Below are 20503 nucleotides of genomic sequence, written 5' to 3'. Positions count from 1 at the left end.
TTTTAAATTTTTAATATTTATTTTATTAATCAAAAAAGAGTAAAATTGGCGGTTTGTAAGTCTTGACTTTTTGTATTGAGTTGGTTATACTCATTGCGTAACTTCTCTTTTTGGACGATTTTATCGTTATCTTACCCCCCATTCTCAATCGGCAATTCGCCAACCTGACATTTAATTTATCATCTTTGCGAGCAATTTATGAGAATTGAGCGTTATCACGTCTGTGCGTCATTTGTCAAAGAACTGCATAAAAATCAAGTAGATAAAGGTGGTAGTCCTTACTATCATCATTTGTATGAAGTGGCGAACAATGCCAAACGCATTTGCGAGCAATTAGCCATTAGCGATGAAAACTTTGTTTTTGATTGTATGGAAATTGGACTTTTGCACGACAGCGTGGAAGATTGTGGGTTATCTTATGAAATCATTCAGGCAAATTATGGCGAGACGGTCGCCAATGGCATACGCTTAATGACCAAACCGCACAGTGATAATGATACAGCATTTAATAAAAATTGTTTATTTAAACAAAATTATGTGGATTATTTGGTGCGGTTGTATCAGTATTATTTAGATGGGCAAGAAGTGGCATTTAAAGCAATGATTGTTAAATTGTCTGATTTAAAAAGCAATTTAAATTATCAAAGATTGGGCGTAAACAGCATTGATGAATTAAACCAAAAACAACTTAAAAACCTTTTAAAATATCATACTGCCTATCAATTATTGGCAAGTATTATTTTTGATAAAAAGTTGATTGGTATTGATGCGTTTAAAATGAAATTATTATCGGCAGAATTTTCTGATAATATTGATATAGATTGCCTTAAACAGTCCATTCATCAAATCATCAGTTAATCCTTTTAATGGAGTTTTATGAGCAAAGAAATCGTCATTGATAAATTTAGCATTCCTGGTTGTGGTTATTATCAGGTGTATTATACGGGCAAGCGGTTTTATTTTACTTTAATTCCTGACTTTAAAATTTTAAAGGAAAAATATGGCAAATCAGCATTATTTTATGTTGATGATGAAACAATGGACGATGTTAATTATAACAAACATCCTTTTCAAACCATTGAGCGGATTATCAAGGCGATTGTAAATTATGTCAATCACTCGTCCTATCAACAGGGTGTTGATGAAATTAAACATTTTAGTTTTACATCAAGCACCGAGCGAAAAGATAATATTTATGAACGCTATGCCAAGCGTATTGTTGAAAAATTAAATGGTGATTGGGGGTATAGCAGTTATGGAGGTGGGTTTTATTTTTTTAGAAAAGAATGATGCGATTTTCTGGTGTTTATACAGAATAATTAAGTAAATTTCCATATTAAATAACAAAAATACGGGTTATGTTTAAAAACCCCTTGAAATCCCCACAATTTTTAAGTAAAATAAGGGTCTATCTTTTTATTGGAGTAAGACCCATTAAACCGTCAAACCGCCTAAACATTAACGAAGAAATTCGTGCCAAAGAAGTCCGCCTAGTCAAAGAAGACGGCGAACAGCTTGGCGTTGTCAGCCTAAAAGAAGCCTTAGAAAAGGCACGCGATGCCAATTTGGATTTGGTTGAGATTGTCCCAGACGCCAAACCGCCTGTGGCGAAGATTATGGACTACAAACGCCATTTGTACGAACAAAAACAAAAGGCAAAAGAAGCCAAAAAGAACCAAAAACAAACCCAAGTCAAAGAAATCAAGCTTCGCCCTGGTACCGAAGAAGCGGATTATCAGGTCAAATTGCGCAAAATTGTTGAATTTCTAGAAGATAAAGACAAAGTCAAGGTTTCTATTCGTTTTCGTGGACGTGAGATGAGCCACCAAGAGATTGGACGAGCCCAACTTGAACGTATCATCAAAGATACCGAAGAGATAGCCAGTGTAGAGCAAGCCCCCAAGGTGGAAGGTCGCCAAATGGGTATGCTACTAGGGCCTGCTAAGAAGAAGTGAGCAAAATCCAAAAACCCCAATCAAAATGCCGATTGGGGTTTTGTTTTACCTCATGTCCGCCTTAAAGCCACGTTTTTTATCCATTTGCCAATCACGTTCTTTGAGTGTGGCTCGTTTGTCGTGGAGCTTTTTGCCTTTGGCTAGGGCGATTTCGCATTTGACCCGACTGCCTTTCCAGTAGCAGGACAAAGGGACGACCGCATAGCCTTTTTGATTGACCATGCCAAAGAGTTTATCAATCTGCTTGCGGTGCAAAAGCAGTTTACGGGTGCGGATATTGTCAGGATTGATGTGCGTGGAGCTGGTCAGTAAGGGCTGAATGTGAGCCCCGAACAAGAACGCTTCGCCATTTTTAAAAATCACATAAGCGTCCGTGATTGCCATTTTGCCTGCTCGTATCGATTTGACTTCCCAACCTTCAAGTGATAGACCTGCTTCAAAGGTCTCTTCGATAAAGTATTCGTGGCGGGCTTTTTTGTTGGCACAGATTTGGTTTGACGGTTTTTTTGTCATGTTTGTATCTCAATATTGTCTAGGGCGTACCTGCCTTTTGGTTGCAATGAAAAATGGAGAAAATCGCCCGTTTTTCAAGGAAAGTCTGCCGTTGATATTAGAATATCAACAAGGATTTTGACGTAGAAAAACCAGATTTAGCCATTTTTCATGCAAAAATGGATGAAAGCGTTAAATTTTCATCTTATTTTATAAGAGTGTTGTCAGGGGTAGGCACGCCCTACCTATTATAAGAGATTTGGTGGATAATTACAAACAAAGCCACGCCCCTGTTACATTTGTCCAATAAAACAGCATTTGCCTTTGGGGGTGATACTTGATAAGATAAGGCAAATTTATCATCATAGGATTTGCCATGCTTGACTCAAAACCAACCCTAGAAACCCTGCTAAATCACCGCTCTGTGCGTAAATACACCGGCGAGCCAATCTCTGATGAGATGCTAAATGCTATTTTGGAAGCAGGGCGTGCCGTCTCGACATCAAGCTACCTACAAGCGGTGAGCGTGGTGCGTGTGCGTGATAAGGCAAAGCGGACGGCATTTCGCCAAATCTCCAACAACCTAAGCAAAGACAAATATAACGACCTTCTCGCCCAAGGCAAGCGGTTGGGACATGGCTATGTCGAAGACTGTGCCGAATATTTGGTGTTTTGTATGGACGCTTATCGTCATCATGCCCTTGCCGATGTCAATACCGACTGGACAGAAGTCATGCTCATCGGGGCGATTGACTCGGCTCTCATGGCTCAAAACATGCTGGCAACTGCCGAGAGTCTAGGGCTGGGTGGGGTCTATATCGGCTCACTGCGTAACGACATTCAGCGAGCAGGCGAGCTATTGGCTTTGCCAAAACACGTCGTGCCACTGTTTGGGCTGTGTCTAGGACACCCTGACTGGGATTCCAAAATCAACCAATCGCAACGACCACGCCTACCGCTTGATGTCATCGTCTCAACTGACACTTATCAAACCCCTAGCGATGATGTGTTATCCGCTTATAACGATGAAGTTAAAGCCTACTATGGCGGTCGTGGCTTGGAGCTTGACTGGAGGGCTCAAATCGCCGACACCTTTGGCGGGGACGTGCGTCCGTTTATGCTAGACTATTTGCAATCGCAAGGTTTTGCCAAACGCTAAGAAAACCAAAAAGTCGGACAAAAGCTGGACAACAGTTCGGCTTTTTCTTTTTTTTATAAAAATTTAGGCATTGTTAAACTAAAATACATAATTCAAAGTTCCATTCCACTTAGCAAACAGTAAGTTCAAAGTGTTTTCTATCATTTTCTCGGATTTAGAATAACATTTTGATTTTCTTCTAAATCTTGCTGTGAAATGCCTAATGAGACTATTATAGCCCTCTATGGTAAAAGTTTGAGCTTTGCTTGTCATATGTTTTGATTTTGGAATGACTTCAAGGTAAGATTTCCAGTAGTCACTACAAAACAGTTGAATGTTATGGATATTCAATTGATTGTAAAGCTGTTTAAAGGTGTTGGTGTCTCGTCTGCCACAAACAAAACCTAAGATTTGTTTTGTTGTTCTGTCAATGGCAACCCAAGTCCAGCAAGCGTTTTTTTATGCTTGGTGTAGCTATGAATCTCATCAAGCTCAACGATATCTATCGCTTGATTGCTATCTTGTTTAATTTGATGTTGTTCACCAAGTTTTTTAACCCATTGATAGACTGTGCCATAACTAATACCTAATATGCGACCAATTGAGCGAAAGCCCAAACCTTCTAGATACATATTGATTGCCATTTGCTTGGTTTCTTCGCTTTTATGATGCGTTGGTTTATGTACCGAAAAGTAATGATTGCAACCTTTGCACTTATAGCGTTGTCTGCCATTGTTAAAACCTGCTTTGACAAAGTGTTTGTGCTTACATTTAGGACAACTATCAAATGTTTCGTTCATTGGTTTTTACTCTATATGGTAAAGTATTGAGCTATTTTAACTTATGTATTTGTTTTTAACAATACCAAAATTTAAAATAAAATCCCCAAAACCGCCAAAAGTTTGCTACCATAAGCACTTTTTAATATCACTTTTAGTAAATCATAAGAACCATGACCCCAAAAAAAGCCCTATACCCCGGCACCTTTGACCCCATTACCAACGGACACATTGACCTTGTCAATCGTGCCTTAAAAATCTTTGATGAAGTCATCATCTCGGTGGCGTTCGCTCATCACAAAAAGCCGTTATTTAGCTTTGATGAACGAGTGGCACTGGTACAGGAGATTTTTAAGGACAATGAACGGGTGTCGGTGGTTGGCTTTGAAGGGCTACTGGTGGATTTTGTCAAAGAGCAAAATGCGGTGGCGGTCATTCGTGGACTGCGTGCGGTGAGTGATTTTGAGTATGAATTTGGGCTTGCCAACATGAACCGTAGCTTAGATGAGAGCTTTGAAGCGGTATTTTTGACCCCTGCCCAAGAGTACTCGTTCGTCTCGTCCACGCTCGTGCGAGAAGTGGCAAAACTCGGTGGTGATGTCTCAAAGTTCGTGCCGTCTTGTGTGCTTGACGGCTTTGCCAAAAAGTTCGGTGGGTAAGACGTTATGTTTTTTGCGGTCATTAGTATCTTGCCCCAGATGTTCGGGGCGACCACAGAGTACGGCATTACAGGACGTGCGGTTGGGCGGGGGCAGGTGGTGATACACACCATTAACCCCAGAGATTTTACCACGGACAACTATCGGCGGATTGATGAGCGTCCCTTTGGTGGGGGGCCTGGCATGGTCATGCTTGCCGAGCCGTTGGAGCAGGCGATATTACACGCCAAAGCCTTAGTCGATGAGCATTTTGGGAGCATGGGTAAGGATAATCCTACCTGCCCTGTCATCTATCTGTCGCCACAGGGCAAGACCCTAGATGAGAAGACGGTGGTAGAATGTAGCCAGCTTGATGGCATGATACTGCTTTGTGGGCGTTATGAAGGCATTGATGAAAGGCTACTTAGTGCCTATGTCGATGGCGAGATTTCCATTGGCGACTATGTACTGACAGGGGGCGAGCTACCAGCGATGGTGCTGATGGATAGTGTCATTCGCCGTTTGCCAAGCGTGATGAATGATGACAAATCCGCCCTAGAAGACAGCTTTGTCGATGGGCTACTAGACTGTCCCCACTATACCAAGCCTTTGATTTTTAAGGATAAAAAAGTCCCTGATGTTCTGTTATCAGGTCATCATGCCAACATTGCCAAATGGCGGTTTTTGGAGCAAGTCAAACGCACCAAAGAGCGTCGCCCTGACTTATGGGAGCGGTTTGAACCCACCAAAGAGCAGGCGAAGTGGTTGGCGGATTTGGATGAATAGTTACGCCCTATCCGTCATCATCATCACCGCTTCACTAATGTCAGAGAGCTTCTCACGCACCATAAACAGGCGGTCAAGCCCCAACGCAATGCCACTACATGGCGGTAAGTCATCGCACGCACGGATTAGGTTCATGTCAATCGGCATGGTCGGCAAGCCTAGTTTTGCCCGCTCAATATTGTCCTGCGTAAATCGCTGATACAGCTCATCACCACTGGCAAGCTCATCATAAGCGTTGGCAATCTCTATGCCGTTGATATACAGCTCAAAGCGTTTGGCAACGGCATGCCCGTCCACGTCTGTCGCCACTTTTGCCAAAGACGCAGTCGCCACAGGATAATCGGTGATGAGTGTCGGCAAATCAAACCCCAAAGTCGGCTCTATCGCATGACTAAATAACAAATCCAGCCAACCCTGTTTATCATCGCCCATATCTAGGTTAATGCCCTGCTGTAATGCCGTTTGTCGTAGTGTCTCAATATCGGCAGAAAAAGGGTGAATGCTAAGTATATCCATAAAGGCTTGGGCGTAGCGATAGGTTTTAAAGGGTAGATTTTTATGCAATGCCACGCCGATGAGAGCATTTAATTCATTTGCCAAATCGTCCAAACTAAAATTGGGGCGATACCATTCTAACATGGTAAATTCTATATTATGCTTATGTCCTTTTTCATTATCACGAAACACTTGACAAATTTGATAAATTGGTATTTGATAATCCGCCAATACTCTTTTCATGGCAAATTCTGGCGATGTGTGTAGATAACCTGTTTTTAATTGACCAGCTTGTTTAAAATTGGCACTCACGCTTTCTATAAAAATATCGGTATTGCCATGATTGGATAATATGGGCGTGGTAATCTCCAACACACCCCGACTTTTAAAAAACTGACGAATGTCGCCAATCATCTCAGCTTTACTCATTGCCAAATCTAAGGTCATGCTTGGGCGGTAATCGGTATTAGTCATAAAGCCATTCTCTTTTTAAATTATAGTCTTTTCTTAATTTATCAAAATCCGCCCCGTGTACGTTATTGGTGCAAATGTGGCGTAACTCGTTATCATCTTTTAAAATGCCATAATAGCTTTTTAAAATATCGGTATTTCCGTTTAATAATTCATTTTTTAATGTTTGCCAATGGTAATGATTGGGCGGTAATAACTTATCCATATTTTTTAAAACAGGTAAATTAAAATGCTCACAAAACGCCTGATAAATCATGTCTGTCCCACGCAGTTTACCGTCCAAGGTATAGCCTGCAATGTGGGGTGTGGCAAGGGTAAGGTTATCAAGCAGTGTCTTATCAATCGTTGGCTCAAAAGGAAAAACGTCTAATATCACGTTTAAATTTTTATTCTCTATTGCCCATAATAAATCATCTTGGCGGATAATCTCGCCCCGAGCGGTATTGATTAAAATGGCATGGTTTTTTAATTGTTCAAAAACGGAATGATTAAATAATTGATAAGTAGGATAATCACCCGTTTTGGTTAATGGCGTATGAATGGAGATAATGTCGCTATTTGCTAATAATTCATTAAAATTTGCGTTATTAATGTCTGATGTTGGTAAATAAGGGTCATATCCCAAAATATCCCAATTTAAGTCTTTGGCATATTTGGCAAGCGTTGCTCCGATATTGCCCAAGCCAATAATGCCCAGCGTGATTTTTTTATGGATTAAATTGGGAAATTTGCTTAAAAGGGCGGTAATGACATATTGGGCAACTGAATGTTTGCTTGACCCTTTAGCATTGGCAAAATGGATATGGTGTTTTTGGATAAATTCATTATCCACATGGTCTGTACCAATCGTTGCCGAGCCGATAAATTTGATATTATTAGGATTGGTCATGGTGTCAGCATTGATAGGTGTTACCGAGCGAATAAGTAGGGCGATTGGATTATGCCTGTCAATGGCAGATTGGTTAATTTCACGCCCTTTTAATTTGATAAGCGTGGTATTATCATGGCAAAAATAATCGTCCAAATGGGCGATGTTTTCATCGGCTAAAATGGTTATCATGGGGTTATGCCTTTGGCGGGATGGGTATGTTAGATGGGTGAATACTATTCACTTTGGTAAATTAAGCCGAAGATAAGAATTGTACTTCTTTTAAAAATAATAAGGTGCAGTTAAGCACCCTACTAAAATGGCTTGAATTAATCACTAGCGATTGGTATTTACCTGCTGTAAAATCTGGCTAATCTCGGCATTAGCTTTGTTTTCGGTGGCTAGGTCGCCATTGGGGGTTAGGTCGTTCATCACCTGTGGCAGAAGCTCGGCAATGCCTTGGCAGACTTCTGTCTCGCTCGCCCCTGTTTGCTGACAGGCACGGTTAATCTCATCTTTGCCGAACAGGCTCATCACGTCTTGGGCGTCTAGTCCGTCATTATCGGTGTCAATGTTTACCCATGATTGGGCTTTATTGCCCAGCCCGTTGCCTTGGAATTTGGCAAGTACGCCTGATAGACCGCCATTTTTTTGGATATAGCCCAGTACGATGGGGATGAGTGCCAGTAGCAGGGTGTTTTTGTTGAATCCGCCTTTTTGTTGGGCGGACTGACTGCCAAGCACTTGACCCAAGACACTGCCTAGGTCACTGGCAGGCACGTTTTGGCGAGTTTGACCGCCACCTAACAGCGAGCCTAGTACACCGCCTAGTCCGCCTTGGGCTTGGGATTGACCACCGCCAAGCTGACTTGCCACCACTTGCCCAAGCATGCCGCCCAGACCACTGTTTTGTTGAGATTGACCGCCAAGTACACTACCTAGCATGCCACCAAGCCCGCTGTTTTGCTGTTGGGTTTGACCACCTGTTAGGGCGTTTTGGGCGACTTGGGTGATGATGTTTTGTAATAAACTCATGGAGTATCCTATTAAATAAAGTAAATATTGGCGAAATTGCCAAATCATGCATTATCTTATCAGAATTTTGGTGAACCTGCGTTATTTTTATTAAAGGTTTTTGTAAATGGATGAATTATTAAGCGACGTAGGTTTGTTTATAGTGGTGTCTGTTTTATTTTACATCATGCCAAAAATTGACATAAGAAACATAACGATTTGGCTTTTATAAAAAATAGTATGGACATTGATTTGTCCCGTGATTATCTTGTAAAGTCATGGATTTGCCCCCATGATGGGTTATTCTAAGCTGTTTTTAAGCCATTTTTTGAGCCCATTTTGAGCCATTGCCATGACCGATTTATCTGCTGTTTTTGACCTTATTTATGACATTGTGCCCGCCGATGTGGCAGATGATGTTAATATGACGGATGCTTTGCATTTTGCGTTGACTGAGCGTCTGATAACCGCCGATGATGTAGCGTGTGTCAGTCATTTTTTTGATGCACGCCGTCTGCCCTGCCCCATGCCTTTGTTAAAGGCAAAAGTAACCTTGCGAGATGTGGGGGCAGGGCGGGGGTTGTATCTGCTTGCCACCGATAAAAATTCACAAACTGACCTTGTGGCGTATTGCCAAAAAAACGGGCTAACGGTCAAGACATGGGCGTATGGGCAAACAGATGCAATCTTTCACTTTTTGATTAGGGCGTGTTGAACGTTGGTATTTGCAATGAAAAATACCTGTTTAAAAAAGCAAGGGGACTGCCCGTTTTTAAGGAAAAAATGAAGTTTGATAGCCGCTCTATCAAACAAAATTTTGACTTCGAGCTACAAGATTTGACCATTTTTCATGCAAAAATAATTTAAAATCATAAAATTTCACCAAATGTTAATAAATGTTATCAATGTTCACACGTCCTAACAAAAAGGTGTAAAAACTGCTAGCATTTGGGCGGATTTCGGCTTAAAATGGGGCGATATTTAAACTGATGATTTGTTGGTAGAAAGAAAACATGCCCAAAAATTATGATTATGATGGTTTTGATGACTTTGACGATTATGGCGGTGATTATGCCGATGAGCGTGATTTTAAGTCGTCTGATATGTTAGATGAAGATGAGCTAGATGATGGATTAGATGAGCTTGACGGTTTTTCTGATGAGCTACTGTCTGATGAGTTGTTATCTGATGAATTAGACGAATTGGACGGCTTTCATGAGATTGATGACGCTGATGAGCTGGCATTCGATGAGTCAGAGAGTGAATTAGAAACGGACGAGCAGTCCCATGATAGGGCGAGCCTTGCCCCTGTGCTTGCCAGTCATGCCCCGAATGCCGTACCACGCTATGACGTCGCCACCAAGGATTTGGTGCCTGCCATGCCCACCAATTTGACCGCCCCAGGGGTGAATTTGGGAGCGTACATCAATACCGTACATCAGATTCCTATCTTGACCCCCGATGAAGAGCGAGAGCTTGCCGAGCGGTACTATCAAGATGGCGATGTGGAAGCGGCACGGCTACTGGTCATGAGTCATTTGCGGTTTGTGATACACATCGCACGCAGTTATTCAGGTTATGGTCTGTCGCAGGCGGATTTGATTCAAGAAGGTAATTTGGGACTTATGAAAGCGGTCAAACGCTTTGACCCCACCAAGGGCGTACGCCTTGTGAGCTTTGCGGTGCATTGGATTAAGGCGGAGATTCATGAATTTGTCATCAAAAATTGGCGGATTGTCAAAGTTGCCACCACCAAAGCACATCGCAAGCTGTTTTTTAATTTGCGTAGCCTTAAAAAATCAAGCAATCAGCTCACCTTAGAAGAAGCCGAAGCCATCGCCAAAGACCTAAACGTCACGGTCAAACAAGTCCTAGAAATGGAATCACGCTTGACCAGTTATGATGCGTCCTTTGAGTTACAAGACTCTGACGATGAAGATGGGCGTTATGCTCCCCAGCTCTTTTTGGAGGATGGGGTCAATCCTGCCGAAATGGTCGAAGATGCTGACTGGGAAGAGAATACGACCACCGCCCTAAAAGAAGCGATGGACGGCTTGGATGAGCGTTCTCGAGACATCATCACTCAGCGTTGGCTTGCCGACCAAAAATCCACCTTGCATGACTTAGCGGCGGTTTATAACATCTCAGCCGAGCGGGTGCGTCAGATTGAGAAAAACGCCATGGATAAAATCCGTGAAGCAATGACCATTGATAACATGCTCTTTGATTAGAACGAACAGATGAACAAATGATAAACTGGATAAAAGTAGCAGGCGTGAATCTTGCGACAGCGGTGGCACTTGGGGCGTTTGGGGCTCACGGCTTAAAGAAAATCGCCACGCCTTATGAGCTTGATATTTGGCAGACTGCCACACTCTATCTGTTCGTGCATGGCTTAGGGATATTGGCGTTGGGCGTATTGGGGGCGGTATCTGCCTATCGCATTCATAGGGTTGCCATGACCTTGCAAATAGGCATTGCCATTTTTAGTGGCACGCTCTACTTGATGGCACTGGGGATGCCTAGATGGCTTGGGGCGATAACCCCGATGGGTGGAACGCTACTCATCATCGGCTGGCTGATGTTGGTTTTTGTCAAGAAGTCGGATGGCTGATGGGTTGATTGATGATTAATCATGATAAAAGAGCAAATTTTTGCTCTTTTGTTTTTATCCAAACATCGCCATGCCCCACAGCACCGCCACCAAAATAAGTGCGAGCGACTGGGCGGACGAGCCGACATCTTTGGCGATTTTGGCAAGGGGATGAATTTCCATCGAAGTGTGGTCTACGGCGGCTTCTAGGGCAGTGTTAAAAAATTCCACAATGAGCGATAAAAACGAGCCGATGATTAACGCCATCTTAACCGCCAAAGCAAAATCTAGCCACAACGCCAATCCCATTAAGGGTAAATGTAACATCATTAACTGAAAAATGGCAGGCTCTTTAACAGCCACCTTAAAGCCGTCTTTGGAATACGATAAGGTTTTGATGATGCGTTTTAGCCCTTTGGTTTTGTTAAATTCGGACATGGCGATTTGGTAGGTTGATAATGGGAAATTCCCGCCATTATACCCACCCGTTATCCATTTTTCAATCCGCCCAAAACCTGCTAAAATACTAGGGTATGCCTACCATTGATAATATTCTTATAAAATAAGATGAAAACTACCCCATTTTCAAATCTATACAAGTAATTGATTTATCAAGGGAAAATTGCAATTCGCCCCTACAATCCAAAAAATAATTATCAGATGATCAATAAGTTAGCGTCTTAAGCTAAGAGAGAAGTGAAAACTTAAAATTGCAATCAATTTTTGCATGAAAAATGGCTATCCAAACGCTTAAATTTAAAAAAATTAAGCTAAAATTCTTAAAATTTACCCAGTTGAATGGTTCGGATTGTGGCTCGAATTTAAAAGCTTGTTTGATAGAATAACCATCAAGCTTCACTTTTTCCTTGAAAAACGGGCGATTTTTCTCATTTTTCATTGCAAATACAGAAGGTGGGCCCGCTTTATTTTATGTGGATTTGTGGTATTTTTTTGGGATTCGGTGGATGTATTTTCCAAAATATCATGAGATTTTTGGGGATTAAGGATGTATTTGTAACAAACAAAAACGGCAAACCAAGTTGCCGTTTTTGTTATTTTTGAACAGGATTATATCTTTTGTGCTTATTAAATGAGCGGTCAAATAAGCGAAACAGTGCCAATATCAACCATGAGATAAGCAGATAGATGATACCTGCAGCAAAATAAATCTCTAAGGTCAGGTACGTCTTGGCGATGATGACTTTGGAGGCGTACATCAAGTCCATGACCGTGATGGTGCTTGCCAGTGCCGAGCCTTTTAACATAAAAATCACCTCGTTGCTGTATGCAGGTATCATAATCCCAAAGGCACGGGGCAGGGTAATGCGGGTAAATTTTTGTACAGGCGACATACCCAAAGCATCCGCCGCTTCAAGCTCGCCACGAGGAACTGCTTGTATCGCCCCACGCACAATCTCAGCGACATAAGCGGCGGTGTTTAGCGTAAAGGCGATGATGGCACACCAGTAGGCTTGACTAAGCACAGGCTTCCACAGTACGCTCTCTTGAATGGCTTTAAACTGCCCGAGACCATAATAAATCAGAAAAACCTGCACCAATAAGGGCGTGCCACGAAAAAAGAAAATATATAAAAAAGGAAAAACCTGCACCAAAGGATTTTTGGAGAGTCTAAGCAGTGCCAAAATCACCCCAAAAATCAGCCCGATGACACTGGATAATGCCACAAGCTCCAAGGTGGTGATGGATGCTTTTAGAAGCTCGGGAAAATGCGTGATAATCGCTTGCCAGTTCCAGCTCATGCGTTTGCCCCCGTATGTTTTTGTTTAAGTAATTTTTGGGCGTAACGTTTGGCGGGATTGGCTCGCCATTCGCCAAAGCTGATACAGGCAGTGACGACTGCTGTCAGACACAGATAAATAAGAGCCGCCACAAGATAAAAGGTAAAAGGTTCTTGGGTGGACTGGGCGGCACGAGATGAATAATAAATCAAATCTTTAAGCCCGATGAGCGAGACAAGAGCAGTGTCCTTTAATAGCACCAAAAACAAATTGCCCAAACCAGGTAAGGCAACCACCCACATCTGTGGCAGGATAATGCGAAAAAAGGTCTGAGTAGGTCGCATGCCCAGTGATTGGGCGGCTTCCCACTGTCCTTTGGGGATTTCTTGGATCGCCATGCGAAACACTTCGGTGGCATACGCCCCAAACATGACCGATAGGGCGACCACACCTGGCCAAAAACTGCCAATATCAATCCGCCCGCCATAACCAAAGACTTCTTTGGCAAAAAACGACACGATGATGTCACCGCCAAAATAGATGGCAAAGACTACCAAGAGTTCAGGAATGCCACGCACCACCGTTGTGTAGATGTTGGCAAGGCTTTTAAACAGCCAAATATTAGAGAGCTTGGCAGTTGCCCCCAATAGCCCGAAAATCAGGCCGAAAATCAGGCTTGTTACGCCTAATTTGATGGTCAAAATCGTGCCTTGCCAAAGTAAATCGGTGTATCCGTGGAGTTCTAACATGGTGTGGCGGTCTTTGTGGTTATTGTGTTGATGGCTGTTCAATAAAAATAGACAAGGCTTGCTTGTCTATTTTAAGTATTGCTTTGTTAAGGGGTAACCTTATCAAAGGGGTAAAATAGAATAAAACGCTTATTTTACCAAATTTTTGTAAATTTGTGTTAAGTTTTTAAAATAACTCAAAAAGAATAGTTATTTACTAACCATACTCTTGCCAAAATGCTCAATGACGATTTTATCATAAGTGCCGTCTGCCTTGATGTCGGCTAGGGCTTGGTTGAATTTGGCAAGCAGTTCATCATTACCCTTATCAACAGCGATGGCAAAGTTGTCATTAATGTCAATCTCATCGCCTTTTACCGCAAAATCCTTACCAAGCTCGCTCCCTAGCCATGTCATCGCAGGCAATTTATCACTGATAACCACGTCCGAGCGGTTATTGCCCAAATCCATAAAGGCATTATCTAGTGTGCTATGTAGGGTCGGCTTGACATCAGGGTAAGTTTGGGTAAGCCATTGGCTAGAAATGGTGGAGCCTTGGGCGGAGATTTTGGCGGATTTGATGTTGTCGGCATTGGCAGGGTCAAAGGAGCTGTCATTTTTGGCAACAAAAACCAAAGTATTGACAAAATATGGCTCGCTAAAACTCACCTGTTCGGAGCGTTCAGGGGTAACGCTCATGGCAGAGACGATGGCGTCAAATTTACCCGTTTTTAGAGCAGGAATGATACCGTCCCAATCTTGGGCGTTAATCTCACAAGTGACTGCCATTTTGGCACATAGAACATTGGCAATGTCCACATCAAATCCTGCTAGAGAGCCGTCATTGTTGGTGTAGTTAAAGGGTGCGTACGCCCCTTCGGTGGCAATGCGCAGGGTTTGGGTGGTGTTATTGGTGCTTGTTGTGGTGGTATTATCGGCGGGTTTATCGCCCCCACAGGCAGTCAGCAGTAGGGTGCTAATGAGTGCGACTAAGGCAGTACGTTTCATTAATTGTCCTTAATAAATGTCAGTCAAGTAAGTTGATTGATAAAACAAAAACGCACAGGGCTTGCCCTATGCGTTGTGTGTTGATTATTTCTTGGTAGACTCGGCAGTCTCGCTTGCGTTTGCGTCCGCAGGTTCGCTCACAGGCTCGGTATCGCCAGCAGGGGCAGGCGTGTCAGCAGGGGCAGGAGCGTTGTCAGGAATACTGGCAGACCCAGTGATTGCAAAGTATTTTGTCACAAGCTCGTCATATTTACCACTGGCTTTTAGATTTGCCAAAGCGGTGTTAAACTCGCCTTTTAGGGCATCATCTTTACGCACGGCAATACCTACTTTATCATTAATATCAATCGGCTCGCCCTTAATCTCAAAGTTTGCCCCTGCATCGGTTTTTAGCCAATCAGACGCTGGCACGAAGTCGGCAAGCATATAATCAATACGCCCTGCACTTAGGTCAAGATGGACGTTGTCCTGCTTATCATACGCCTTGACGGTGGCGTTAGGCTGATGTTTGGCAAGATATTCGCCCGAGACGGTGGCTTGCTGTACGCCCACGGTTTTGCCCGCTAGGTCGTTAATGGTGATGTTGTCGCCTTTTTTGCCGACTAGGATAAGCGTGTTATCAAAGTAGGCATCAGAGAAATCCACCACTTCTAAGCGTTCTGGCGTGATAGACATGCCTGCCATGATGGCGTCCGATTTATTGGCTTGTAGGCTTGGAATGAGACTGTCCCAGTCCTGTGCTACGATGTCGCAGTCGGCTTTCATCTCGGTGCATAGGGCATTGGCAAGGTCAATCTCAAAACCGACCAGATTGCCTGTATTGTCCAAATAGCTAAATGGCTTAAAGCTCGATTCGGTCGCAATCAGTACTTTTTTGCCGTCATTGGTGCCAGTGGTGGCGGTGTTTGCGGTGGTATCGGCAGGTTTGTCGCCTCCGCAGGCAGTTAGGGCAAGGGCGGTTAAGGCGATGGCTAAGTATTTGATTTTCATGATAAAACCTTTTGGTTGGTGGGTGGTTTTAAATTATTCGCTTTTTGCAGGCTCGGCAGTAGCAGACTCTTCTGCTTGGGCGGTGTCAGCAGGTTCGACAACCGCTGGCTCGGCAGTCTCGCTTGGTGTTAGCTTGGCAGTATCGCCAAAGTGCTGTTTTTCTAGCTCGGCAAGTCTGCCATTGGCTTTTAGGGTGGCGAGTGCTTTATCAAAGTCCGCTTTTAGAGCGTCGCCTTTACGCACGGCAATGCCTAGATTGTCGTTGTTGTCAATCTCATCTCCGACCAGTCCAAAGCCGTCATTGCCTTGTTTTAGCCAGTCCATTGCCGAGACTTTCTCTGCCATGACCGCATGATTTCGCCCTGCTTTTAGGTCAAGATAAGAGTTGGTGTAGGTGTCATAAAGCTGAACACGGTTGCCGTCTTTGCCATCATATTTTTGGGTGATGTAGTCTGCCCCTGTGGTAGAACGCTGACTGCCTAGTACCAGATTTTTGATGTTATTGGGGTCAAATGAGCCGTCCGTTTTGGAGAGCCATACGATGGTATTGCTAAAATACGGTTCAGAGAAATCAACCTGTGCTTGGCGTTCGGGCGTGATAGACATACCAGCGATGACCGCATCGTATTTGTTGGTCAAAAGACCGGGTAATAAGCCGTCCCAATCCTGTGCCACGATGTCGCAGTTTGCTTTAATCTCGGCACAGACGGCATTGATGACGTCCACATCAAAACCGATAATTTTACCATCGGCAGTCATGTTGTTAAAGGGCGGGTAGTTGGCTTCGGTGGCGATGACCAGACTTTTGCCTTCGCCTGCTTGTGGGGCGGTGGTGTCTGCCTTTGGTGTATCGGCAGGCTTGTCACCCCCACAGGCAACCAGGGTGCTGGCTGTGAGTAGGCTTAGAGAGAATTTGGTAAATGCGTTCATAACAATCCTTATGTTCGGGGTTGATAAAAAGTCGGTAAAAGGGTTGGGTGCTTACTTTATTGATGAGACGCCATAAATTCTTTGACACGCTCGGATTTGGGATTTTCAAACACTTCGGTTGGCGTACCCATCTCTTCGATTCGTCCTTGATGTAAAAAGACGACTTTGGTTGAGACTTCTTTGGCAAATCGCATCTCATGGGTAACGATAAGCATGGTACGCCCTTCACTGGCAAGCTCACGCATGACCGCCAGCACTTCGTTTACAAGCTCTGGGTCTAGGGCGGACGTGGGTTCATCAAACAGCAGAACTTTGGGTTTCATGGCAAGCGAGCGGGCGATTGCCACACGCTGACGCTGACCGCCTGATAGGTTGTCAGGGTAGGCGCCTTTTTTGTCCAGTAGTCCCACTTTGGCAAGCAGGCGTTCGCCTTCGGCAATGGCGTCTGCCTTGCTCACGCCCAGTACATGAATGGGGGCTTCGGTGATATTCTCCAAAATGGTCTTGTGTGGCCATAGGTTAAATGATTGAAACACAAAGCCAATCTCAGAGCGAAGTTTTTCAAGTTGCTTGGGGTTTTTGGCGGTAAGCTCGCCTTTTTTGGGGGTGAGTTGTAGCTCTTCATTACCCACAAAAATCTTGCCAGCACTGGGCTTTTCTAATAAATTGATACAGCGAAGTAGGGTAGATTTGCCCGAACCTGATGACCCTAAGATACTGATGACATCGCCGTCATAAGCGGTCAAAGAGACGCCTTTTAAGACTTCAAGCGAGCCATAATTTTTGTGAATGTCTTGTAAATCAAGGGCAATGGGGCGGTCAGTCATGAATTTCTCGGTTATTTTTTAAAATCAAAAGTTAATCGTATATTTTGAACAAATCTGATAAAAAAGGCAAATCATTTTTACCAAAATCGACAAAAATTTTTAATTTTTTTCAAAATAATTAGGCAAAAAGGGCAAAATGAGAAAAATTTGTTTTATAAATGAGCGAATTTGACAGATTTTTTACCAAGTCGGTCATTGTTGGTGGTTTATCAATTACTGACAATCGCCAAAAATATGCTATAATTAGCCATTTATTGTCCTATTCTCAATTTTAATCATTACCATTTTAATGCCATTGACATTGTTACGGTGAGCCATGCCAAACGCCCAAAAAGCCAATCTCCCAACCGCCAAAAATTCAGGATTTTTTAATCGTCTGTGGCAGGGTTTTTTGACGACCGTTGGCACGGAGCGATTTTTTAAGATTTTCTCGCCGTGGGTCAAGTGGCTTGCCCTGATTGCCTTTGTACTCATGAGTATTGGCACGGTATGGGGACTCATGTTCGCTCCGCCTGATTATTTGCAGGGTAACAGTTATCGTATTATTTTTATCCATGTGCCAACCGCCAGCCTTGCCATGAGCATTTATTTTGCCATGAGCGTGCTTGGAGTCATTTTTTTGGTGTGGAAAATCAAAACTGCCAATATTGTCGCTCAAGCGGTCGCCCCGATTGGCTTTATCTGCTGTGTGCTAAGTCTCGTGACAGGCTCGATTTGGGCGAAACCGACATGGGGGACATACTGGGTGTGGGACGCACGTTTGACATCAATGCTGATTTTGGCGTTTTTGTATGCAGGGGTCATGGCACTGTTTAGTGCTTTTGAGCATAGCCAAAATCGGGGCAAGGCGGCGGCGATTTTGTCCATTGTTGGGGCGGTCAATCTGCCGATTATCAAATACTCGGTAGAATGGTGGAATACACTACATCAAGGGGCGACGTTTACCGTAACCAACGCCCCAAAAATGTCCGCCAGTATGTGGGTGCCACTGCTTATCATGATGCTCGGTATGTATTTTATGGTGGCAGCTCTTGCCATTTATCGCACCAATTCCTTGATTTTACAACGTGAACACAACAAAGCATGGGTAGCCAACTACCTAAATGCCAAAAAATAGCCAGCTCAAAAGGGGCAAGCAATGACGCCGTATTTTCAAAATTTAGCAGATTTTATCCACATGAATGGTCATGGGGCTTATGTGTGGACGTGTTATGCCTTAGTGTTTGGGGCGATAGCACTTATGATTTGGTATGCCAAAAGCGAACGTACCAAGACCATTGCCAAGCTGTCCATGCAGACCAAAAAACTCACCAACAAACAACGCCAAGCACTGGCAAAGGGTTAAGTTATGAATAACGCACGCCAAAAAAAGCTTATGTGGGTCATCGCCATGCTGGTGGGCGTGGCGGTGGCGGTCGGACTGATTTTGTACGCCATTCGTCAGCAGACTGATTATTATTTTGACCCGACTGCCATTACTGCTGGTAAAGCCCCTGAGAATAAGCGTATCCGTGCAGGGGGCATGGTGGTGGCAGGGTCGGTCAAGCGAGACCCGAACGACCCGTTAAATATCCAGTTTGAAGTAACTGATTATAAGGCGGTTGTGCCTGTTACTTATCGTGGGGTATTGCCTGATTTGTTTGCCGAAAATTCAGGGGTGGTGGCAACAGGCGAGTTGCAGGGTGGGGCGTTTGTCGCCAGTGAAGTGCTTGCCAAGCATGATGAAAACTATATGCCCCCCGAAGTCGCCAAATCGCTAAAAGCCGAACACGCCGAACGGGGAACGGACGTCAATAACGGGCAATTTATCCCTGCCACGAGTATGGCGGAGATTGACCAAAGACAAGCCGAGCAAAGTCAAAATCAAGCCCAAGCCCAAAGCGACAGCCAAACTCAAAGCCCAACCCAAAATGAGAGCCATGCACCACAGTAGCGTGTAAAAGCCATTTTATTTCATAGAATAAAAAGAGTGTCTATCATGGACACTCTTTTTTGTTAAATGATGATTATTTTAAAATGTTATAATATTTCAATTGGCTCTAGGCTGTCATAACCACTGGGGCAACCTAGACTATACCTTATCCCTACGAGCCAATAACGTGCTTGATGAAAAAGTGTATATCCATAACTCATTTTTGCCCTTTGTACCACAAATGGGGCGTAATTTTAGCCTAAGTGCCACCGTTAAGTTCTAGTATGGCATAAAAAATCCCCATAATTGGGGATTTTTAGGTTTATTCAAATGTCTGCTGACCGAACTCGGCTTGCTCGCTGTCTTTTTGTTCATCAACAGTTGGATAGCGAGTGCTGGGTTCTTGAGAAAATGAGCTTTGTTTGTTCATCGCTTTGTCGGCAGTGGCGGTCATGGCGTTACAGCCAGTTAGGGCGAATGCCAATAGGGCAAGTAGGCTAAGATGTTTCATAAACATACCTTGTTAAAATGGAAAAATAAAAACCATCAATAATCATGCAAAACCATGCAAGAATCATGCCGATTTTTCATACCGCACAAACTCAAACCCAATTCCGCTCTTATCGTCTGTCTGCCTATCTGACCGCCACACTTCACAAAAATCGTCTGTAATGGTAGGATAATGCGTGTCACCTTGCACGTCCAAATCCACTTCGGTGATTTCCAAAATGTCCGCCATGCTTAGGCTTTGGCGGTAAATCTCGCCCCCACCAATGATAAAAATCCTATCTTTGCCCAGTCGCACCGCATCTGTCTTGGCGTTATTGATAGCCGTTAGCAAGTCATGAGCGACCGCCACGCCGTCCGCCGTCCATGCCGTATCTCGTGTAATGACATGGTGCGTGCGATTGGGCAGGGGGCGACCGAGCGACTGGAAGGTTTTTCGTCCCATGACAATCACGCCCCCTGTGGTAATTTCTTTAAAATGCTTTAAATCGGCAGGGATATGCCAAGCCAAATTATTCTCCTTGCCGATACAGTTTTGGCGGTCTTTGGCGACCACATGGACGATTTGAATATTTTTTTGAAGTAACTGATTTTTTAGATTGGATAGGCTCATCTTAGTCTCTCATCTTTTGA

Annotated in this window: 27 protein-coding genes; 13 read left to right on the top strand and 14 right to left on the bottom strand. The window is 43.7% G+C overall.

Features of this window, described 5'->3' with window-relative positions; all coding sequences use genetic code 11:
- Positions 1-198 precede the first annotated feature (198 nt).
- The 3 genes from DX073_RS04980 (at position 199) to infC (ending at position 1955) form a co-directional block, all read left to right on the top strand.
- Entirely contained in the window at positions 199-858 is a 660-nt protein-coding gene (locus DX073_RS04980; protein WP_115006071.1) for an HD domain-containing protein, read from the top strand.
- An 18-nt stretch (positions 859-876) separates the two neighbouring features.
- On the top strand, positions 877-1290 hold the full coding sequence (locus DX073_RS04975; protein ID WP_115006070.1) for a hypothetical protein: 414 nt from the start codon (positions 877-879) through the stop codon (positions 1288-1290).
- Positions 1291-1457: 167 nt separating this feature from the next.
- Positions 1458-1955, top strand: a complete 498-nt coding sequence (infC, locus tag DX073_RS04970) for a translation initiation factor IF-3 (protein ID WP_079324888.1) — start codon at positions 1458-1460, stop codon at positions 1953-1955.
- Positions 1956-2000: 45 nt separating this feature from the next.
- Here infC and smpB read toward each other — a convergent pair whose 3' ends face one another.
- On the bottom strand, positions 2001-2468 hold the full coding sequence (smpB, locus tag DX073_RS04965) for an SsrA-binding protein SmpB (protein WP_115006066.1): 468 nt from the start codon (positions 2466-2468) through the stop codon (positions 2001-2003).
- Between the two features lie 355 nt (positions 2469-2823).
- Between smpB and nfsA the strand changes: the two genes are divergently transcribed.
- On the top strand, positions 2824-3606 hold the full coding sequence (gene nfsA, locus DX073_RS04960) for an oxygen-insensitive NADPH nitroreductase (protein ID WP_115006065.1): 783 nt from the start codon (positions 2824-2826) through the stop codon (positions 3604-3606).
- Positions 3607-3684: 78 nt separating this feature from the next.
- On the opposite strand, the gene DX073_RS04955 is transcribed toward nfsA, so the two are convergent.
- Positions 3685-4385, bottom strand: a protein-coding gene (locus tag DX073_RS04955; protein ID WP_228707437.1) for an IS1 family transposase whose coding sequence is annotated in 2 segments (ribosomal slippage) — positions 3685-4037 and positions 4037-4385 — 702 coding nt in all. Because the reading frame shifts where the segments join, the coding sequence is not laid out codon by codon here.
- Between the two features lie 152 nt (positions 4386-4537).
- On the opposite strand from DX073_RS04955, the gene coaD reads away from it, so the two are divergent.
- Together coaD and trmD are read left to right on the top strand one after the other, a co-directional pair.
- The gene (coaD, locus tag DX073_RS04950) at positions 4538-5023 is read left to right on the top strand and encodes a pantetheine-phosphate adenylyltransferase (protein ID WP_062498941.1); all 486 of its coding nucleotides are present in this window, start codon (positions 4538-4540) and stop codon (positions 5021-5023) included.
- A 6-nt stretch (positions 5024-5029) separates the two neighbouring features.
- Positions 5030-5788 (top strand): tRNA (guanosine(37)-N1)-methyltransferase TrmD, encoded by a 759-nt coding sequence (gene trmD / locus DX073_RS04945; protein ID WP_115006063.1) that lies wholly within the window; start codon positions 5030-5032, stop codon positions 5786-5788.
- Here the strand turns inward: trmD and epmA are convergent, their stop codons facing one another.
- The 3 genes from epmA to DX073_RS04930 form a co-directional block, all read right to left on the bottom strand.
- Positions 5789-6757 carry an EF-P lysine aminoacylase EpmA gene (gene epmA / locus DX073_RS04940; protein ID WP_115006061.1) on the bottom strand — a complete coding sequence of 323 codons (969 nt, stop codon included), beginning with the start codon at positions 6755-6757 and terminating at the stop codon, positions 5789-5791.
- Positions 6750-7814, bottom strand: coding sequence for a 4-phosphoerythronate dehydrogenase (locus DX073_RS04935; RefSeq protein ID WP_115006058.1), 1065 nt, complete (start codon positions 7812-7814; stop codon positions 6750-6752). The genes epmA and DX073_RS04935 overlap by 8 nt, the downstream gene beginning before the upstream one ends.
- Positions 7815-7958: 144 nt before the next feature.
- On the bottom strand, positions 7959-8657 hold the full coding sequence (locus DX073_RS04930) for a YidB family protein (protein WP_115006056.1): 699 nt from the start codon (positions 8655-8657) through the stop codon (positions 7959-7961).
- Positions 8658-8988: 331 nt separating this feature from the next.
- Between DX073_RS04930 and DX073_RS04925 the strand changes: the two genes are divergently transcribed.
- The 3 genes from DX073_RS04925 (at position 8989) to DX073_RS04915 (ending at position 11250) form a co-directional block, all read left to right on the top strand.
- On the top strand, positions 8989-9351 hold the full coding sequence (locus tag DX073_RS04925) for a sulfurtransferase TusA family protein (RefSeq protein ID WP_115006054.1): 363 nt from the start codon (positions 8989-8991) through the stop codon (positions 9349-9351).
- Between the two features lie 664 nt (positions 9352-10015).
- Positions 10016-10867 (top strand): RNA polymerase sigma factor RpoH, encoded by an 852-nt coding sequence (rpoH, locus tag DX073_RS04920; protein ID WP_208854347.1) that lies wholly within the window; start codon positions 10016-10018, stop codon positions 10865-10867.
- 17 nt (positions 10868-10884) lie between these two features.
- The gene (locus DX073_RS04915; protein ID WP_029102349.1) at positions 10885-11250 is read left to right on the top strand and encodes a DUF423 domain-containing protein; all 366 of its coding nucleotides are present in this window, start codon (positions 10885-10887) and stop codon (positions 11248-11250) included.
- Between the two features lie 54 nt (positions 11251-11304).
- Here the strand turns inward: DX073_RS04915 and DX073_RS04910 are convergent, their stop codons facing one another.
- The 7 genes from DX073_RS04910 to DX073_RS04875 all read right to left on the bottom strand — a co-directional run bounded on the left by DX073_RS04910 (position 11305) and on the right by DX073_RS04875 (position 17451).
- On the bottom strand, positions 11305-11667 hold the full coding sequence (locus DX073_RS04910) for a diacylglycerol kinase (RefSeq protein ID WP_115006052.1): 363 nt from the start codon (positions 11665-11667) through the stop codon (positions 11305-11307).
- A 614-nt stretch (positions 11668-12281) separates the two neighbouring features.
- Positions 12282-12989, bottom strand: a complete 708-nt coding sequence (locus tag DX073_RS04900; protein WP_115006048.1) for an ABC transporter permease — start codon at positions 12987-12989, stop codon at positions 12282-12284.
- Positions 12986-13717, bottom strand: coding sequence for an ABC transporter permease (locus DX073_RS04895; RefSeq protein ID WP_115006046.1), 732 nt, complete (start codon positions 13715-13717; stop codon positions 12986-12988). Before DX073_RS04895 ends, DX073_RS04900 begins: the two co-directional genes overlap by 4 nt.
- 189 nt (positions 13718-13906) lie before the next feature.
- A complete protein-coding gene (locus DX073_RS04890; RefSeq protein ID WP_115006044.1) occupies positions 13907-14704 on the bottom strand; it encodes a transporter substrate-binding domain-containing protein in 798 nt (265 codons plus the stop codon).
- Between the two features lie 84 nt (positions 14705-14788).
- Positions 14789-15694, bottom strand: coding sequence for a transporter substrate-binding domain-containing protein (locus DX073_RS04885; protein WP_115006042.1), 906 nt, complete (start codon positions 15692-15694; stop codon positions 14789-14791).
- Between the two features lie 33 nt (positions 15695-15727).
- Complete coding sequence (locus DX073_RS04880; RefSeq protein WP_115006040.1) at positions 15728-16624, bottom strand: transporter substrate-binding domain-containing protein; 897 nt, start codon at positions 16622-16624, stop codon at positions 15728-15730.
- A 56-nt stretch (positions 16625-16680) separates the two neighbouring features.
- Positions 16681-17451 carry an ABC transporter ATP-binding protein gene (locus DX073_RS04875; protein ID WP_115006037.1) on the bottom strand — a complete coding sequence of 257 codons (771 nt, stop codon included), beginning with the start codon at positions 17449-17451 and terminating at the stop codon, positions 16681-16683.
- Between the two features lie 316 nt (positions 17452-17767).
- Here DX073_RS04875 and DX073_RS04870 point away from each other — a divergent pair, with 316 nt between their 5' ends.
- From DX073_RS04870 to DX073_RS04855, 4 genes are all read left to right on the top strand, one after another.
- The gene (locus DX073_RS04870; RefSeq protein ID WP_115006035.1) at positions 17768-18568 is read left to right on the top strand and encodes a heme ABC transporter permease; all 801 of its coding nucleotides are present in this window, start codon (positions 17768-17770) and stop codon (positions 18566-18568) included.
- Between the two features lie 21 nt (positions 18569-18589).
- The gene (gene ccmD, locus DX073_RS04865) at positions 18590-18796 is read left to right on the top strand and encodes a heme exporter protein CcmD (protein ID WP_115006033.1); all 207 of its coding nucleotides are present in this window, start codon (positions 18590-18592) and stop codon (positions 18794-18796) included.
- A gap of 3 nt (positions 18797-18799) precedes the next feature.
- A complete protein-coding gene (gene ccmE / locus DX073_RS04860) occupies positions 18800-19384 on the top strand; it encodes a cytochrome c maturation protein CcmE (protein ID WP_115006031.1) in 585 nt (194 codons plus the stop codon).
- Between the two features lie 100 nt (positions 19385-19484).
- Entirely contained in the window at positions 19485-19646 is a 162-nt protein-coding gene (locus tag DX073_RS04855) for a hypothetical protein (protein ID WP_309473751.1), read from the top strand.
- 39 nt (positions 19647-19685) lie between these two features.
- Here DX073_RS04855 and DX073_RS04850 read toward each other — a convergent pair whose 3' ends face one another.
- A complete protein-coding gene (locus tag DX073_RS04850) occupies positions 19686-19874 on the bottom strand; it encodes a hypothetical protein (protein ID WP_029102342.1) in 189 nt (62 codons plus the stop codon).
- Between the two features lie 63 nt (positions 19875-19937).
- Positions 19938-20483 (bottom strand): dihydrofolate reductase, encoded by a 546-nt coding sequence (locus DX073_RS04845; RefSeq protein ID WP_115006029.1) that lies wholly within the window; start codon positions 20481-20483, stop codon positions 19938-19940.
- Positions 20484-20503 lie beyond the last annotated feature (20 nt).

It is taken from the genome of Moraxella lacunata, from assembly GCF_900453205.1.
Taxonomy (GTDB): domain Bacteria; phylum Pseudomonadota; class Gammaproteobacteria; order Pseudomonadales; family Moraxellaceae; genus Moraxella; species Moraxella lacunata_B.
Note: the sequence above shows the minus strand (reverse complement) of the source record. Positions and strands in the feature narration are given on the sequence as shown.

Bases quoted from the DNA above. Each gene is read 5' to 3' on its own strand.
- epmA (WP_115006061.1), bottom strand. From the start codon at position 6,757: ATGACTAATACCGATTACCGCCCAAGCATGACCTTAGATTTGGCAATG.
- DX073_RS04845 (WP_115006029.1), bottom strand. From the start codon at position 20,483: ATGAGCCTATCCAATCTAAAAAATCAGTTACTTCAAAAAAATATTCAA.
- DX073_RS04915 (WP_029102349.1), top strand. From the start codon at position 10,885: ATGATAAACTGGATAAAAGTAGCAGGCGTGAATCTTGCGACAGCGGTG.
- DX073_RS04870 (WP_115006035.1), top strand. From the start codon at position 17,768: ATGCCAAACGCCCAAAAAGCCAATCTCCCAACCGCCAAAAATTCAGGA.
- ccmD (WP_115006033.1), top strand. From the start codon at position 18,590: ATGACGCCGTATTTTCAAAATTTAGCAGATTTTATCCACATGAATGGT.
- DX073_RS04925 (WP_115006054.1), top strand. From the start codon at position 8,989: ATGACCGATTTATCTGCTGTTTTTGACCTTATTTATGACATTGTGCCC.
- DX073_RS04850 (WP_029102342.1), bottom strand. From the start codon at position 19,874: ATGAAACATCTTAGCCTACTTGCCCTATTGGCATTCGCCCTAACTGGC.
- DX073_RS04880 (WP_115006040.1), bottom strand. From the start codon at position 16,624: ATGAACGCATTTACCAAATTCTCTCTAAGCCTACTCACAGCCAGCACC.
- DX073_RS04885 (WP_115006042.1), bottom strand. From the start codon at position 15,694: ATGAAAATCAAATACTTAGCCATCGCCTTAACCGCCCTTGCCCTAACT.
- DX073_RS04975 (WP_115006070.1), top strand. From the start codon at position 877: ATGAGCAAAGAAATCGTCATTGATAAATTTAGCATTCCTGGTTGTGGT.
- smpB (WP_115006066.1), bottom strand. From the start codon at position 2,468: ATGACAAAAAAACCGTCAAACCAAATCTGTGCCAACAAAAAAGCCCGC.
- DX073_RS04895 (WP_115006046.1), bottom strand. From the start codon at position 13,717: ATGTTAGAACTCCACGGATACACCGATTTACTTTGGCAAGGCACGATT.
- DX073_RS04910 (WP_115006052.1), bottom strand. From the start codon at position 11,667: ATGTCCGAATTTAACAAAACCAAAGGGCTAAAACGCATCATCAAAACC.
- ccmE (WP_115006031.1), top strand. From the start codon at position 18,800: ATGAATAACGCACGCCAAAAAAAGCTTATGTGGGTCATCGCCATGCTG.
- DX073_RS04935 (WP_115006058.1), bottom strand. From the start codon at position 7,814: ATGATAACCATTTTAGCCGATGAAAACATCGCCCATTTGGACGATTAT.
- DX073_RS04930 (WP_115006056.1), bottom strand. From the start codon at position 8,657: ATGAGTTTATTACAAAACATCATCACCCAAGTCGCCCAAAACGCCCTA.
- nfsA (WP_115006065.1), top strand. From the start codon at position 2,824: ATGCTTGACTCAAAACCAACCCTAGAAACCCTGCTAAATCACCGCTCT.
- coaD (WP_062498941.1), top strand. From the start codon at position 4,538: ATGACCCCAAAAAAAGCCCTATACCCCGGCACCTTTGACCCCATTACC.
- DX073_RS04980 (WP_115006071.1), top strand. From the start codon at position 199: ATGAGAATTGAGCGTTATCACGTCTGTGCGTCATTTGTCAAAGAACTG.
- DX073_RS04875 (WP_115006037.1), bottom strand. From the start codon at position 17,451: ATGACTGACCGCCCCATTGCCCTTGATTTACAAGACATTCACAAAAAT.
- DX073_RS04890 (WP_115006044.1), bottom strand. From the start codon at position 14,704: ATGAAACGTACTGCCTTAGTCGCACTCATTAGCACCCTACTGCTGACT.
- trmD (WP_115006063.1), top strand. From the start codon at position 5,030: ATGTTTTTTGCGGTCATTAGTATCTTGCCCCAGATGTTCGGGGCGACC.
- DX073_RS04900 (WP_115006048.1), bottom strand. From the start codon at position 12,989: ATGAGCTGGAACTGGCAAGCGATTATCACGCATTTTCCCGAGCTTCTA.
- rpoH (WP_208854347.1), top strand. From the start codon at position 10,016: ATGCCCACCAATTTGACCGCCCCAGGGGTGAATTTGGGAGCGTACATC.